Origin of the sequence: Sulfitobacter sediminilitoris, from assembly GCF_010667575.1 — a bacterium.
Classification (GTDB): Bacteria; Pseudomonadota; Alphaproteobacteria; order Rhodobacterales; family Rhodobacteraceae; genus Sulfitobacter; species Sulfitobacter sediminilitoris.
On the sequence record NZ_JAABNT010000010.1, the window covers coordinates 120,857 to 136,241 of the forward strand.

General features: G+C 56.8%; 16 protein-coding genes. 7 read left to right on the forward strand and 9 right to left on the reverse strand.

Annotation, left to right across the window (positions count from 1 at the left end; translation table 11 throughout):
- Nucleotides 1-447 carry a flagellar motor protein gene (locus GV827_RS15785; protein WP_164354775.1) on the forward strand — a complete coding sequence of 149 codons (447 nt, stop codon included), beginning with the start codon at nt 1-3 and terminating at the stop codon, nt 445-447.
- 9 nt (nt 448-456) lie between these two features.
- Here GV827_RS15785 and GV827_RS15790 read toward each other — a convergent pair whose 3' ends face one another.
- The 4 genes from GV827_RS15790 to GV827_RS15805 all read right to left on the reverse strand — a co-directional run bounded on the left by GV827_RS15790 (nt 457) and on the right by GV827_RS15805 (nt 5,394).
- The gene (locus GV827_RS15790) at nt 457-852 is read right to left on the reverse strand and encodes a response regulator (protein WP_164354776.1); all 396 of its coding nucleotides are present in this window, start codon (nt 850-852) and stop codon (nt 457-459) included.
- 43 nt (nt 853-895) lie between these two features.
- Nucleotides 896-4,171 carry a PhnD/SsuA/transferrin family substrate-binding protein gene (locus GV827_RS15795; RefSeq protein WP_204325918.1) on the reverse strand — a complete coding sequence of 1,092 codons (3,276 nt, stop codon included), beginning with the start codon at nt 4,169-4,171 and terminating at the stop codon, nt 896-898.
- A 5-nt stretch (nt 4,172-4,176) separates the two neighbouring features.
- Nucleotides 4,177-4,542, reverse strand: a complete 366-nt coding sequence (locus GV827_RS15800; protein WP_164354778.1) for an Hpt domain-containing protein — start codon at nt 4,540-4,542, stop codon at nt 4,177-4,179.
- A gap of 207 nt (nt 4,543-4,749) precedes the next feature.
- Nucleotides 4,750-5,394, reverse strand: coding sequence for a response regulator (locus tag GV827_RS15805; RefSeq protein WP_164354779.1), 645 nt, complete (start codon nt 5,392-5,394; stop codon nt 4,750-4,752).
- On the opposite strand from GV827_RS15805, the gene GV827_RS15810 reads away from it, so the two are divergent.
- A complete protein-coding gene (locus GV827_RS15810; RefSeq protein ID WP_164354672.1) occupies nt 5,275-5,658 on the forward strand; it encodes a hypothetical protein in 384 nt (127 codons plus the stop codon). The two genes, GV827_RS15805 and GV827_RS15810, sit on opposite strands and share 120 nt — an antisense overlap.
- Nucleotides 5,659-5,680: 22 nt before the next feature.
- Here GV827_RS15810 and repC read toward each other — a convergent pair whose 3' ends face one another.
- From repC to repA, 3 genes are all read right to left on the reverse strand, one after another.
- Nucleotides 5,681-6,787 (reverse strand): plasmid replication protein RepC, encoded by a 1,107-nt coding sequence (gene repC / locus GV827_RS15815; RefSeq protein ID WP_164354780.1) that lies wholly within the window; start codon nt 6,785-6,787, stop codon nt 5,681-5,683.
- 183 nt (nt 6,788-6,970) lie between these two features.
- Complete coding sequence (gene repB, locus GV827_RS15820) at nt 6,971-7,927, reverse strand: plasmid partitioning protein RepB (RefSeq protein ID WP_164354781.1); 957 nt, start codon at nt 7,925-7,927, stop codon at nt 6,971-6,973.
- Nucleotides 7,927-9,027 carry a plasmid partitioning protein RepA gene (repA, locus tag GV827_RS15825; protein ID WP_235930398.1) on the reverse strand — a complete coding sequence of 367 codons (1,101 nt, stop codon included), beginning with the start codon at nt 9,025-9,027 and terminating at the stop codon, nt 7,927-7,929. Before repA ends, repB begins: the two co-directional genes overlap by 1 nt.
- Nucleotides 9,028-9,439: 412 nt before the next feature.
- Between repA and GV827_RS15830 the strand changes: the two genes are divergently transcribed.
- Both GV827_RS15830 and GV827_RS15835 read left to right on the forward strand, forming a co-directional pair.
- Complete coding sequence (locus tag GV827_RS15830) at nt 9,440-9,679, forward strand: type II toxin-antitoxin system Phd/YefM family antitoxin (protein ID WP_164354783.1); 240 nt, start codon at nt 9,440-9,442, stop codon at nt 9,677-9,679.
- Nucleotides 9,676-10,062, forward strand: a complete 387-nt coding sequence (locus GV827_RS15835; protein ID WP_164354784.1) for a type II toxin-antitoxin system VapC family toxin — start codon at nt 9,676-9,678, stop codon at nt 10,060-10,062. Before GV827_RS15830 ends, GV827_RS15835 begins: the two co-directional genes overlap by 4 nt.
- A gap of 417 nt (nt 10,063-10,479) precedes the next feature.
- Here the strand turns inward: GV827_RS15835 and GV827_RS15840 are convergent.
- Nucleotides 10,480-11,444 (reverse strand): IS630 family transposase gene (locus GV827_RS15840; RefSeq protein ID WP_204325919.1). Its coding sequence is split into 2 segments (ribosomal slippage): nt 10,480-11,100 and nt 11,103-11,444, totalling 963 coding nucleotides; the frame shifts between segments, so codons are not numbered across the junction.
- A gap of 107 nt (nt 11,445-11,551) precedes the next feature.
- Here GV827_RS15840 and GV827_RS15845 point away from each other — a divergent pair.
- Genes GV827_RS15845 through GV827_RS15855 form a run of 3 tightly spaced genes read left to right on the forward strand, consistent with a single transcriptional unit; the run spans nt 11,552 to nt 14,627 of the window.
- Entirely contained in the window at nt 11,552-12,367 is an 816-nt protein-coding gene (locus GV827_RS15845; RefSeq protein WP_164354785.1) for a helix-turn-helix domain-containing protein, read from the forward strand.
- Nucleotides 12,368-12,390: 23 nt separating this feature from the next.
- A complete protein-coding gene (locus GV827_RS15850) occupies nt 12,391-13,722 on the forward strand; it encodes an AAA family ATPase (RefSeq protein ID WP_164354786.1) in 1,332 nt (443 codons plus the stop codon).
- Complete coding sequence (locus GV827_RS15855) at nt 13,722-14,627, forward strand: ParB/RepB/Spo0J family partition protein (protein WP_164354787.1); 906 nt, start codon at nt 13,722-13,724, stop codon at nt 14,625-14,627. Before GV827_RS15850 ends, GV827_RS15855 begins: the two co-directional genes overlap by 1 nt.
- Before the next feature lie 13 nt (nt 14,628-14,640).
- Here GV827_RS15855 and GV827_RS15860 read toward each other — a convergent pair whose 3' ends face one another.
- A complete protein-coding gene (locus tag GV827_RS15860; RefSeq protein WP_328823166.1) occupies nt 14,641-15,360 on the reverse strand; it encodes a CpsD/CapB family tyrosine-protein kinase in 720 nt (239 codons plus the stop codon).
- Between the last annotated feature and the right edge of the window lie 25 nt (nt 15,361-15,385).

Sequence of the window (15,385 nt, forward strand, 5' to 3'; positions counted from 1 at the left end):
ATGGCAGTCCGTGATCGTCTCAAGGCGTTACGCCTGATGGAGCGGATCACACGCCACCAGATGGAGGCCATCGGTGCGGAGCTTTCCGCGCTGCGGGCCGAGCAGGCAGAACTTGAAACGCAGAAAGACCGGCTCAAGGCTGTTTCCATTCAGGAAGCCAGGACCAGCACGGACGACACACGGCCCTATCTGCCCGCCTATCTGCAATCGGTTGAAACCCAGCAATCGCACTGGACAGAAGAACAGGACAAGATCGAGGAAAAGGCCGTTCTTGCCGAAGCAAGGCTGATGAACGCATTCCGGGAGGTCAAGACGAGAGAAGTCGTCCTGGGCCGGGTAGAGCAGGAAGTGGAGCAGGAAAAACAGCGCGCGGAAATCGCACAGATGGATGATGCGGGCCGCGCGTTGTTCGTGCTTGGCCGAAACGCGCAGACCGCTAAGCCTTAACAGGCCTGCTCAGGCGGCTGCGGACCAGCCCTTTGCCCAGATCTTGCGCAGATCGTCAGCCAGCGTCGTCGGATCGAACGGTTTTCCAACCACATCCAGATCCATCGGATGCACCAGCAAACTATCCCCGCCATCCATCAACCGTGCGGTCAAATAGACAGCCGGAACATTCTCGTACCCCGGTATCTTGCGGATTTCGACAAGGGTTTCTGGTCCCGTCAGTCCCGGCATCTGCACGTCGCTCAGGATCAGCTGCGGCGCAAAAGCCTCGATGACATCAAGCGCCTTCTCGCCCCGATCGACCTGCTCGATGGTAAAGCCGCCAATAAGTTCCAGCGCCATTCCCGTGATCTGCAAGATCTCCGGATCGTCTTCCAGATGCAAAATTTTCGTCAGCTCTGTCATCTTGTTCTCATGCTCCTGCTCAATTTACCTGCCCTCTTACTTGCTACGCTCTGCGGCGTCCCCGCCCGCCTCCGCCGCTTGAAAACTTCGACACCACGCCGCGTCCGCTTTGGGCTTCTTCCATGCGCGACACGATCAGCACCATCGGCCACTCCGGCGGCAGTTTGCTGTTTGACTTGGGGTAAAGCGCCATTGTGGCGCCGTCATTCATTGATCCGAACTGCGCAAGCAGATCGACGTTTGCCCAGCCCGAGTGCGCAAAAGCCTGCGCGCTCTCATCAAAGGTTTCTATGCCCTGCTTTTTCAACCAGGTCTGGAGTGCCGCGTCCCCGGTGATCGCTGCAACCGCTGGGGTGCCGGCTTGATCCATCAGATCGCTGCATGCCGCCAACCAGTCCTGCATCAGTGTGGTCGACGCCATGTTGCGTTTGGTGATGGTATTTGCGGGATCAGCGGCCTGACTGAACTCGATCACGCAAACATCGCGGTCATCCATGCTGTCTGCTTTGATAAGATCGCTCAGAACGCCGCGCTGCCCTGCCCCAAGCCATGTCATCGCAGAAGAATTCCCAACGACACCGCGGCCCTTGGCCAGCTGCTTTACCGTAACCTGCGCAACCTCGGACTTTGCCTCAAGGCCCGATTTGCGGCTCAGGTCCAGCAGGCGGTGAACAACCTCTTGGACTGGCGTCTCTGGCGCGTCCGCAAGCGAAAGCGCAGCCCCGTTGGAGAATGCGACCGGCAGGTCGCTTTCCTCGGCGATACGTGGGATCGGAATAACTTTCTCACCATCTACCATTGGCAGATCCACAAAGAATTCTGTGCCAACGCCTTCTTTGCTGACGAAAGACACCCGGCCCTGATGGTGTTCGACAATCAGTTTTACGATCGAAAGCCCAAGCCCAGTCCCGCCCTTCGACCGGGTGTCAGAACTGTCAGCCTGCGTAAATTTCTCAAAGATCGTGGGCTGCGCCTTTTCGGGGATACCATCACCAAAGTCCCGGATGGTGATGCGCAGACGATCGGCCTTGCGCGACAGCCCGACCTCGATCTTGGTGCCTGTCTTGGAAAACTTCGCCGCGTTTGAAATTAGGTTGTCCATCACCTGCGTCAGGCGCGCCGGGTCGCCATATGTCATATAGCTTTCATCTTCGGGCTGCGGAAGCCGGTCGATGCTGACATTGAATTTCTCGGCGTAGAAGGCATTGGATTGCAACGCGTCGGTCACAAGCTGATCAATGTCGAACAACTGCATCTGGAAATCCATCTTGCCGGATTCAATCTTTTCCAGATCAAGGATATCGTTGATCAGTACCACAAGGCGGTCACAGCTGGTCGCTGCCATGTCGACAACGCCACCCATCTTCTCGGGCATCTCGCCTACGGCGCCGGACATGGCCAGCCCCAGCGCGCCTTTGATTGAGGTCAGCGGCGTGCGCAGCTCGTGGCTGACGGTAGCGATAAATTCGTTCTTGGCCCGTTCGATGATCTTGCGCTCTGACACGTCACGGTAAATGGCGATGAGACGCGGTTCATCCTGTTCTGGCTGCACGTATTCGAGGCTGATTTCATAGGTGACGTCGTTCTTGCCCGCTGCCTCCCAAGTGATGCGCCGCTGTGGACCCATCTCGATAGCCTCGCAACGCATTTTCAGGGTTTGCAGATCTTTCTCCATAATGAAATCCCCGGCCTTCTTGCCTTTCCAGGTGCCTCCAACCCGGTCTTCAAAAAGGGTCTGCACCGCAGCGGTGTTGGCGTAGGTAATTTCAAGGCTGACGGGGCGCATCACCACGATCTGATCTTGGATCAGCTCAAGCGTGTCATTAAAGCGGGTCTCGGACACGCCTTTGCGTGTACTGGTCACATCGGACGCGACGATGGCAATCTCGCTCAGCTTGCGCGAGGTGCCGGTGACGGGAATGAACGTGCTTTGGACCCACGCGCTCTTGCCGTCCTGTTTGGTCAACTGCAATGCACCCTGCCACGGCACACCGGCGTTCATCGCGGCCATGATCTCGCCCTCCAGCATCTGCCGGTTGGTTTCCTTCATGATCTCGGCCAGTGGCGTGTTCATCAGGCTGTTGCGGCTGCGCTTGAGCGCCGTAACGAACTGTTCGTTCATATGTGAGATGATGCCGTCTTTGGTCAGCATGCAGAACACCGTGTGATCCTCAATCGCATTGCGATAAAACTGCTTTGAGCGCACCTCTGACTGCAGGACGTTCTTGCGCGCCTCGGCAAGGCTGGCATTGCGGAGCAGCGCATATCCCAACAGCACGAGCGACAGAAGGATTAGCGCTGAAAGCCCGATCACAGGCCATTTGTACGCAAGATAAATCCGCGTTGCCGCCTGCCGGAGATAGTTCTCATAAGGCCGCGCACGCAAAGAGATCAGCAACTCATGCACCGCCTGATAGTTCTGCGGCGCTTGCCAGAGAACACCGTTTGCCGCCTGGGATTCAACGTTGCTTGGAGTGACATTGAGCAAGGTTTCAATCAACAGCGCAAGGGCATCCTCGGGTACGTCAGGCATCGCCGCCATCACCCAGTCAGGATACAGCGGCGTGCTGGCCCAGAACGGATAGCCCTCGTGCACAATTGGTTGGATCGGACGAAAGTCATCAAGCGATATCGCGCCTTGCTGGGCAAGGTATTCCAGTACCCCTGCACGGATCACTCCGACGTCGACAAGGTCATTCTGCACAGCATAGACGACCTCGCGCTGGTTGCCGCCGGAAAACAGCACATCAGCAGCCATGTCGTCTGGGCTGAGGCGGTATTTGCGGAACTCTTGCAGGGCCAGTTGCCAGCCCGTCAATTCGTTCGCAGTGACGCCCATAATCCTTTCGCCAGCGATGTCATTAAACTGGCGGATGCCGCTGTCATTTCGAACAAAAACAACCGCGCCTGTGCGGTCATAAGTCGTCCCGTCCCACATGTGGGCTACGGAAAGCAACGCGCGCACGCCCTCCTCTACCTCTGCCACGACGAAAGCGGCGGGGTCGCCCAAAAGCAAGTCAATATTGCCTTCGCCCAAACCGCTGATCAGCGACGTATCGGTATGCGGTTCAATCTTGAAGCGATACGGAAGGTTCTGGGCAGATGCCGCACGATTGAGAAGCCCTTGGGTCGGCGTCCATGCTTCCAGCGCACGGGTGGCCCCTTCGGTGGCAAGTATACCCAAGGTCAACTGTTTGATGGGCTGTGGGCTTGTCTCCTGTGCACGCGAGGGTGTGGCCAGGACAGACAGCGCCGTAAGGATCAAGGCCAAGACAAAGCCCTGACCGATGCGGAACACAGATGACATGGGGGTAAACACGGCGCTCAGACCGCATCCAGGCTTGCTTCGATCTGATCAAGCAATGCTGCCAAGTGGGCCTCAACAACCTCGGTGTTGAGGGGTTTCGCGCCTTCTTGGGCGTTCAGGATCTCTTGTTCAAGCTGGGCTGCTTTCGCGCCGACGTCGTTAAAGCCAAACGCGCCTGCTTGACCATGCAGCTTGTGCGCGTGCTGACATATTGTCTCGACAACGGCTTCAACGTCGACGTCTTCCTCATAGAGTTCATCCATCAGGCTATCGAGTTCTGCGACCCGGCCCTTCAGTGTTTCAATGAACTCCAGCTTGAGTCTTGCAAGCCCTGCCTGGAGCAGCTGTAGCTTGTCGTTCTGTAGCGCCTGCTGCGATGTCATACCTGCCTCGTCTGCTTTCTTTTTCTCACATACGTAGGACAAAGCGGGGTGGGATTTTGTGACGAAGTCTCTTGTGGACTTCTTCGGGATCCGGATGTGCCTGCCGTTTGAACCTGTATGCCCGCCCGTCGCCTTTTGGTGGCTGTTTGTGCGGTTTTCTTTTTTGCTCGTGTTTCTTTTTTTTTCTGTCGTAGCGCTTTACCTGATCTAGGTGTCTCCCCCCTTGCGATCAGGTTTGGCGCTTGTCAGTAGTTTAGTGATTTGTCGTAGGTTGCCATTCATAAACAGATACCGAAGTGCTTTCGGCAAAAGCGTTGAGTATCGTGCAGTCTGCTGGAAAGCCTGAGACAGCTTTGAATGCGGCCGGTTCAGATTGGAATCGCGGTCCACTTTCAGCCGTGTCAGCATGCTTTCGGTGAACTGCTCTTGGCCTTGCTGGCCTGATCTGACCAGTGCCAGTTCGCGTGCCTGAACCGGGTCCTCAATGATTTCCGCGATGCGGACCCGCTTCATCAGCTCCACAACGTCGAAAGGTTTGAAGATGTAATCGGTGGCGCCAGCCGAGAACGCCGATGCGATAAGCTCTTCTTCTCTGGCGACTGTGATCATCATGATCGGTGTCTTCTCGTATTCCTTGAACTGACGCACCGTCCGGCACAGCTTGATGCCGTCGATATCAGGTATCCGCAAATCAAGCATGAGACAGTCGAAGGGGGTTTGGCGCAATTTGAGATGCTGGAGGGCTTCATTCCCACTCCGCGCGCAAACCAAGTCTTCGTACCCGCAACCGATCAGGATGTTGCTCAGCAAATCCAGCGCGATAGGATCGTCATCAACGAGAAGAAACTTCATTCTTTCAACATCAGCCCGATGGCTGATCCACTTTCTGTGCTGCGTGCCCTGTGGACAGACAGGAAAGGTATCTCGCCTTCTGGCGGAGAGCCCCACGTGAGAGAAGCGGGGGACGCATTAATGCTGTACCAATATTGCTCACATGTAAATGTGGCCAAAGTTGGACGTGCGCAACAAAATACAAAAAAGCCACACTTTGTCGGCCCTGTGGAAACATTGAGCGCGCCCGATAAGGGGGCTATATTGCGGGCGGTGTACAACTAATATATTGATAATATGGCATTTTTCAAGTTGTCAGCTGACAATTTCCTGATTTCACGGCCCGCAACATCGGCAGAATGCTGAAATTCCCTGACATGGCGACTTTGATCAGGTGGCGCAGGTAGGCGCCGGGACTGCGGATGCTTTCCATCTTCTCCAAAATGCACAGAATGACAACGGCTGTCGCCTCTGCGCCCATGGTTTTCTTTGCCTGATGCATCACCGGCTGGTCGATCCCTACCATCGGTGCCAGACGGTCAGATATCGAAATGATATCGCGCCAAGAGCGGACAATGTTAGGAAAGAACCCCTTGTACGCCTGACAACGTTCGATCACTTCAGCGAGTGAAATCATCTTTCCATTCTCAGCATCAAAGCGTTCAGCATGTGCCGCCATCTGAGTGTCTGTCCCTTCAGGGTCTAAATCATATTTAAGTTCATTCTGTATGTGCCGCTCATTCTGGTTGTCACTGGTGCTCAGTTCGTTTGCTTCAGGGGCTGATGTGGGATGGTTATCCACAAGGTCGGTCAGGTCTTGATGGGCCTTCATCAGCGCCTCTTCCTCCGGCTTCCTGCGTGCAAGCCTCGCGATGTGGTCCGTCAACGGGCTTTGGCCCTGAAGGTCGATCACAGCGGCGCGCAAGCAAAGCACGCGGTCCCGCAGGGCAAGGAGCTGGTCACGTTTTGCGCGGGCGCGTTGTGCGAGGGTGGTCAGATCGGTGTGCATGGCGGCCAGAGGAGCGAGATCAAAGCCATAGGCAATCGCGACCCCTGCCCCGACGTGCCGTGCATAGCGCTTGCGGTTCGGGCTGTCTTGCCGGCTGACAATGCCAGACTGCACCAGTTTGGTCAGATGGCGCCTCAGCGTGCTTTCCGGCATCCCGGACAGGCGGTCAGACAATGTCTTGTTGGATGGGAAAACGACCGCTGCGAGGCCGCGCGGAATATGCCGCGTGGGCAAGAACGTCAGCAACGCCTTGAGCACGGACAATGTGCGGTGTGACAGATCGAATTCACCTGCCGTGTCAGTCAGGGATTTGAGGAGTTCCCATTTGTCCGGACCTTCCTGGGGCGATGGGTTTTGAACAGCCTCTACTGGCCGCCCAAATTGGATTTGGGACGCGTGTTTCATGTAAATTTCACGAAAGACAACAGTTTCCTGCCCCCTGCCCTACAGGCAGAGTTGACACAGACGAATCATTGGGGCTATCTCAAAGGTGCAAAGAGTGAGAATGGCCTTCTGGGATGTATCCTGGGGGGCTTTTCTTTTGCCGCCTTGTTGTCGTGCCTCCTTGTTGTTTTATTTCCTCACCTCTCACGAACGCTCTTTTTGCCAGCGGTCGTGGATTTCTTGCAGCAGGGTTTCGGCGTGGTCGTTCAACCACGTGTCAAACCCCTCTGACGCGCGGGCGGTCACGTTGAGTGTGACGCCCTTTTTCGTGCTGCGGATGTCTGCGATTGCCTTGCCATCCGTGCTGCGCAGGGTGCGCGGCTTGTCCGGGGCAGGGGCCTTGGATTTTGGGGCGGCCTTGCCGGTGGCGCGGGCAAAGACGGCGTCGAACCGGGCATCGGAATCGAGGCCGGAAAAATCCGGTGAGCGCGTAAAGGTGTTGGCACGGCTTTTCGCCGCCGGATCTTCGAACAGCTTGGACAGGGCCAGCCAGCGGTCGCGCCCGATGCCCGGGGCGGAACCGATCAGGCGCAGGAAATCGAGGCTGAAGCTTTCGCCCACCTTGAGCATCCGGCTGAGCATTGGCAGATCGATCGACAGGGCGTCCGCGATTGTCTGCCGTTCATATCCCGCATCTTTGAGCTGTGCGGCGAAACTGGCCTTTTCGATGAAAGACAGGTCCTGCCGCGAGGTGTTTTCCTGGCCTTGCGCCATCACCAGCGCATGATCGTCCAACTGACGTACCATCGCCTTGACCGGCTGACCCAATGCCTTGAGCGCGGCAAGGCGGCGGCGGCCATAAACAATCTCGAACCGGCCCGGTTTCTTGGGGTGGGGCCGCAACAGGACAGGAACCTGTTGGCCATACGTCGACAGGCTTTCCTGAAGCTGTCGCTGGGCCACAGGATCGGTGCCAAGACGGTCCTCAAACCCTGCATCTTCGATCAGTGCTGCGTCGATCTCCTGTACCGCGCTTTCCTGAAGTTTGGTCAGAGAGGATTGCAGCGCACCCACGGCACCACGGGGGGCTTTCACGGGTTTGGGGCGGGCAGGGGCGCTCGATGTGCCCGGTCCGGGTGAAAGAATACCTTTACGCGCCATCAGCGCCCCCATGCTTTTTGGATAAGCGTTTCGATCTCATCATTCACAAGATTGAGTGAATCCATCGCACGGTCGTAGGTGTTGCGGTGGAATTGTGAGCGGTCGACCTCATAGATTGTCTGATGCGTCAGACCGGCATCGGAAATGGCAGTGGATTTCAGCATGGATGCCACCATGACCTCATCTCCGAAAAGCTGTCGAAGGAAGGCAAGCACCTGCTGCTGGGGGCCATCGTTGGGTTCGTACCGGTTGATGAGGAACCGTAGGAAGTCAAAATCCATGCTTGCGCCAGCGTTAGAGACAACATCAAGCAGATCGGCGCTCATTTGCAGGAACTGCGACATCGAGGCGACGTCGAGCATGTTGGGCACCACGGTGATCAGGATGCCGGTGGAGGCACAGAGCGCGGACATGGTCAGATAGCCCAGTTGCGGCGGACAATCGAAGATCACCAGATCATAGTCGGCCTCGACCTCCTGAATGGCGGTTGCCAGCCGGGCGAAAAACGGGGGCGGCGTGTTGTTGATCAGCGCTTGCGGGGTTTCATGTTCAAATTCCTGCAGCATCAGCCCGCCGGGGGCGAGGTCGATCCCGGTAAAGAATGTCTTTTGGATGATATCCGAGAGGGGCAGGGGGTCTTCGTAGCGGATCGCGTCATAGATCGTGCCGGAATCAAGGAAATCATACTCCGGACGGTAGCCGAACAGCGTGGTGAGCGATGCCTGCGGGTCAACATCAATGCAAAGCACCCGGTATCCCTTGAGGGCCAGGCGCTGCGCGGCGTGGATCGCGCTGGTGGTCTTGCCTGAACCGCCCTTGAAGTTGAGAAAGGACAGCACCTGCAGCTTGTCGCCCTCGCGACGTCCGCGCAGATAGGTGCCCTTGGTCTTGGCGCTGGCCTCAAGGATCTTGCGGATTTCAGCGAGGTTTTCGGCGGAATAGTGTCTGCGTCCGCCCGGTGTCATGTGGACATCGGGGATCTTTCCGTCAAAATGTAGCTTGCGCAGGAAACTGGTGGATATGTTGAGCAGATCGGCTGCTTCACCCGCGGAAAACAGGCGCAGTTCCTTGCGGGCATCGGGCGCGAACACTGTGTGCATGTGGTGCTCAAGTGCGGCGGATAAGGTTTCCGCGTTCGCACGAATACGTGCGTTGATGGTGACGTCACTTGCCACAACTGCCCTCTTTCATAGTAACGCTTTGGTTCGGTAGCGCCTTCTTTACCGTTTCTTACGCCAAGAGAAGCCTTTTGTGCAACAGATTTCAAGTTTCAGGTGTTTTGGGCTCAAACGCAACATCTTGTGGTCGGTGGCTCTCAGGCCGCAAAAGACTTATTAATGCACTGATATTCTTATATATCAGTAAAACCGACCCTATCGGCAAGCGAATAACCCTGACCATTGAATAGACTCTATTTCGACGTGTTAGTGACTAATGTTGAAGAGAATCGCTTTGACGTTTGACTCGACTCAGGTGGTTGACTAAGTTGAGTAAACTAAGTTGGAGTTCGCAATGAAAACCGTCAATATGCATGAAGCAAAGACACATTTGTCAAAGCTGGTTGAAGCCGCCACGCATGGTGAGCCGTTTGTCATCGCGAAAGCGGGCAAGCCGCTGGTCAAGGTCGTGATGGTGGAAAGCGAAGCGCCAAGGCGCACGGGGTTCCTGAAAGGTCAGGTCGATATGCCGGAAGACTTTGACGATATGTTCGCCGATGACATCCGCCATATGTTCGAAGGGCAGGGGGGGTGAACCTGCTGCTGGATACGCATCTGTTGCTTTGGCTGGCAGCGCGGGATGACATGATGTCGCCAAAGGCGGATGCCCTGATCAAGGATATGGACAACACCCTGTGGTTCAGCGTGGCCAGCCTGTGGGAAGTGACGATTAAGAAATCTTTGAACCGTCCTGATTTTCAGACCGATGCTTCCGTGCTTCGGGCCGGACTGCTGAGCAATGATTACCGGGAACTGGCAATAGAGGGGCGCCATTGTCTGGCTCTGGCCTCTTTGCCGCCGCTGCATGGTGATCCGTTTGACCGGATGCTGCTGGCGCAGGCGATGGGGGAGGGGATGCAACTGGTGACCGTCGATCAGAAACTTGCCGCTTACGAAGGCCCCCTGATCAAGGTCTGAAGGATTTATTGCTGCTGTACCTTCGTCAAATTGTGAACAAATTCAATCGATAAAAGGGCCTTGGCTTCGTACAGGAGTACAGATGCCAATAGATCTGAGCACATCGGTGGCCCCCATGCCGATTGCAGGTATTGTCAGGATTGGTCAAGCGCCCCTATGAATTTGTGAGGCCAGCGGGCTAGAGCATTTGATTGCATGCCTTTCGCGAGATTGGTGCGCGTCTTCTGCCTACGCCGCCGCGATATTCCTCTTTCATTCAAAATAGTTAGCGCAATTCCTGCGATCGCTCTCATATTATTGGTTTTTGACGACGACGCACGTTTACAATGTTTTCAGTCCAACGGCGTTCGCGGTCAACACTGGGTTCGTAGCGGGTGTCGATGAACCAATTATGGTGGACCCTAAATCGGTTCCAGTTTACGTAGAAGCGTATCCTGCCTCGCAAAAGTAATTCCAGCATTCGTCTGGCGTGTATAGCTCGCAGATTTCGCTGAGGGCGTGGAAGAGGGCGTTAAAGGATCGCGCTCCGATACGGCGCAGAAGGGCTTTCAGTTTGGAGAACGCCATTTCGATCGGGTTAAGGTCCGGACTGTAGGGTGGCAAGAAGAGGAACCAGCAGCCGTGGGCGCGCAGGGCCGCCTCGGCTTCTTTGTTCCGATGGGTGGCAAGGTTATCGAGGATCACAACGGTGCCTGGCTCGATCTCGGGGATCAGAACGTCGCGGATGTAGGCGACAAATGCGGGGCCGTCCATCGCCCCGTTGATCACCCAAGGCGTGACCAGATCGGAGGCCGCCAGCCCGGCAATCAGGGTCTGGGTACCCCACGATCCAAACGGCGCGGATGCTGTCAGCCGGGTGCCGCGCAGGGACCGCCCTCTTGTTCGCGTCAGGTTGGTTTTGACGGATGTTTCATCAAGGAAGACAACACGTTCAGGCATCGTGCTGATCGCCGGGACGCGATGGTCAAACCAATCGGCGCGGGCGCGCCTTACCCTTACCCTTGCGCGTTTGCGCTCATCCGCAATGAGGCTCTTTTTTTGTACATGTAACCCAGCCGCTTGAGCGCCTGATCAATGCCGGAAACAGACGCGGTAACGTCATGCGCATCTGCAAGTGCGCCTTGCAGTTCCTTAAGCGTGATGTCCGGGTCCTGGCGGATCAACTCGATCAGGAAGCCATGGTACGGGGCCAGCCGACCATGTCCGGTGTTCCGCGGGTTCTTGGCGGGCGTCAGGCATCGCCCCTGCCTCAGCCGCTGCGACAGCCGAGAGGCAGATGCCGCTGAAATCATAAGGCGGCGGCCAATCTCCCGGCCTGACAGACCCTCGGCAAAGAGACGTTCAAAACGGGCGCGAATATCAACAGAAAGCGGGTTGGGCATAAACTGATCCTCCTGAACAGGATGAATCAGAAAACTGCCCAGCTGTGAATCCCCTTTGATTCAATCAAAACTGGAACCGCTCTAAGAAGGGATTTGTCGCTTTTCCGATGTCCGTATTCGAGCTTGATCTGACGCCTGGTGCGTTCCGCACGCTGGCAGAATTGTGCCGCATGGCGAACCGTGAGGGCCAGTGCTGGCCTTCCCTGGCGCAGCTTGGCGACCGCTTGGGCCGGTCCTGTGCCGCCGTGTCCGGGTATATCCCGGAACTGAGCGAAGAAGGCCTGATCGAGACTGAAACGCAGAAGATGGCCAATGGCTATAATTACCGTCTGCGGTACCGCGTGGTTTTCTGGGCCGCATGGCGTAAGCAATTGAGCCAGAACACTGAACGCAGTGTTAAGCCTACTGAACGCCCGTTAAGAACTCAAAATTATAATCATAGAAACCAGAGTCCCGCCAAGGCGGTGATGGATGATTTAGTTTTGGCATGGAAGCGATGCGTTGGTCGTGTCCCCTATCCTGCTTTCGACACCTGGCCTACTGACGATTTGCTGAAGAACTCTCGCGCCGTTGAGGCCCAGCCACAGATTATATCCGCGGATATAATTCAGTCCTTCACAGAGTTTCTTGAAGAAAAGGGGGTTTCAGGCGCCGCGCTTTCGCCAGCTGCCAGACAGTGGCTTGGGGCAAGTTTCAGCGATTCAGAACAGGTGAGCGCCTTTCTTGGCGCGCTTGAGAAAATTTGGAGGCCGCATTGGGCCAATCCCCCTTCCCTGCTTCAACTGAAACGTCTCGCCAAGAGCCTGCCACCGCAAAACAGCGCGGCAGCACGGGCGAAACGGCTTGCGTCCTACCTCAAACGCTGGGAAGCCCACTCTCAAAGCTTGTTCTTGGCGTCTGGTCGCGCCAAAGTGGCGGAATAACACTATATCCGCGGATATAATTCATGGCATACGGGCAATTCGAACAGTTTATCCGCAACCTTGGGCGCGTGATGGGACAGGTCAACACCAAGCTTCAGCGCGATCTGACGATGCGCAGTCGCGTCTCTCGCCGGTTCTCCATGACAGAGGTAGCCGAGTTTCTGTCGGTCGACGCGACCTACCTGACGCGGATCGACAAGGACGAGCCGGCCTTCCCGGAAGGTCAGCGCACAGGGCGCGAGCGCAGCTTTTCACCGTCCGAGATCATGCAGATCCGGGGTATTCTGGCCAGCCGTCCCGGTGCCAGGCGAGAGCATCTGTATTGGCGGCAGGCGGATGATCCGGTCAAGGTGATCACCTTTGGCGCGCAAAAGGGCGGCACGGGCAAATCCCTCACCGCCGCCCATTTCGCGCAATATCTGTCGCTGTTCTACGGTCTGCGTGTGGGCATCATTGATGCGGACCCGCAGGCGACCGCCAGTCTGTATTTCGCTGATGCGGAGCTGCCGCTTTTTTCCCCGGATACGGCAACACTGGCCGAATTCATGGGCGTGGACGACCCCGGCAGCACCGAGCTGACAAAGCGCACCTCAGAGGAAATCGATGCGATCTGGCGCCCTACCCCATGGCCTGGCACCCGATTGATCCCCGGTGGCGCGAACATCCAGAATGGTGACATCAGCCTGTTTTTCCTGTCACAGGGTGCGCGCATCCCCGTCTACCGTGTGCTGCGCGACGCGATCAACACATGGGCTGACGCCCACCCGTCCCAGATCAAGGCGACGGATCTGCGTGGCACCGACGGCAGCTTTGATACAAAGAAGTTTGAGAGCGCTCTTAACGAAACGCTCGATGTGATCGTGATTGATCAACAACCCTCGCTGACACTGATGCAATTGAACGGTTTGGTGGCGGCGGATTCGGTGGTGATCCCGCAGACAATGAAGGGTTTCGATCTGGCAACGCTGTCGACCTATGTGGGCAACATCGGGGAATATCTGGATTTCATCATGAGCTTTGAATCTGATCTAGAAATAGGGGCGGGGGAACACATCGTGCTGCCGACAATCGTGCAGGAGCAGAACAATCAGGACCTTGACCAGATCCTTGATCTCTACAAACGCTCCCCGCGAGAGATCAGTCAGGTCTGGTATAACCGGTCCGATGCCATCGCCAATGCGTCGGAGGAGTACAAGAGCATCTACGAATACCTGCCGCCCCGTACCCGGCGCACCAGTGCAAAGGCCTTCATGACCAACGCCAACGCGGTCAATGATATGCTGGTCACCCGCTGCCTGCCGCACCTGCCGCCGCGCGGCTTCGCGCAGGCCTTTATTGACGAAAGGTGGAACTGATGGCGCGTAAACGCAAACTTGACGCAGGCGGGGTTACTCCAGCGCCAGAGGCCCCTGCTGAGGACGGTCCAGCGATGGGCGGCATGTGGGGCGGCACGGCAATGAACATGCTCAAGCATCGGCTCTCTGAGACGCGTGAGAGTATCGCCAAGGGTGTGATGAGTGGCACGCTGGCGCTGGAACTGCCAACACGCCAGATCATTGATCAGGCGGGCACGGACCGTGTTGGGGACTGGAAGAACGATCCGGAGTTTGCCGCGCTTGTCGATAATATCAGGCGACGGGGTCAGGTGCAGCCCATCCGCGTGCGACCCGTCAAAGCGGACTGGAAGCCTCAGCATGACTATCCGCTGCAGTCGGGCGAGCAGTTTGTCATTCAGTCCGGTCGGCGGCGTCTGGCGGCCTGTGAGGCGCTAGGGATCAAGGTCAAGGCGGTCATCGCGACCGAGGCCGGGGATCGCGCGCTGGCCGACCTGGAAGAACGCTTTCATGAAAACACCATGCGCAAGAACCTGTCTGGGTTCGAAGAGCTGTTGTCTGTGGGCCTGATCGCCGATGCGCTGGGGGACCTGACGCAAGAGGAAATCGCGGACCGTCTGGGCGTGCCGCAGGGCGATGTTTCCCTGGGGCGGGCCTGTGTTGAGCTTCACGATCAGATTGTCGCGAAGGTGGATATTGCCAATACCCCGAAACGCGAGTTCCGGACGATCATCCCACAGCTCAGGGCAGGGGCGAAGAAAGAGCCCAAGCCGAAACCCGCGCCAAAGGGCGCAGAAGTGAGCCGGAACGATCTAAAGGTCAATGTGAAGCCTGCAAAGTCTGGCGTGTCTGTTAGCATCCGGACGGGCAGGGAGGTTGACCCGTCATGGCTGGCCGAGAAAATCGCTGATCTTCTGGCAGAATAATCTCTAACCCAACCTAATTGGCGTAGTAGGCGTGATAGGCGCCGTAACTGTCACCGTAGCCATATCGCTTCATGCCGCGCGCGTTGATCTGGCCAAGCACGAGGCCGGAGACGCGCAGATTGACGTCTTCGAACGCCTTGAGGCCCTCACGCACCTGCCGGTGCGAGGTGCTGTCCCATTTGACTGTGTAGATGATCGCATCGACATGTCTGCCGATGATCCGTGCATCCGGCACGGCCAGAACCGGGGGCGTGTCGATGATGATGTAGTCGTATTGCTCGCGGGCGGTTTCAAGAAGCATCGCGAAGCGTTCAGACGAGAAAATGTCGGCGGCGATGGTCTTGGCTTTCTCACCAATCAGCACGTCGGCACCAAGAGCGTCGATGCGGATGACCGCATCTTGCAGGCTGAGGTTACCAGCTAATACAGACAGTAGTCCGTTTGTGTTCGGAAGCTCGAAATATTGGCTAAAGATCCGGCGGCGAATGTCCCCTTCGATCAAAAGCACACGCTTTCCAAGTCCGGTCAGGTTCAGCGCAAGCGCCATCGATTGGGTCGTCTTACCCTCCTGCGGGATTGAGGAGGTGGACATGATCACCTTCGGCGGGTTGTCGATATTCGACAGCAGGACAGAGGTCCGCAGATTGCGGATCGCTTCGGCGGCGGCCGAAGTGGGTTTGTCGACGAAGTATTTCAGGACGTTCTTGCGTCGACGGGCTGGGATCGCTGGCACCTGACCGATAACGGTATAGCCGGTC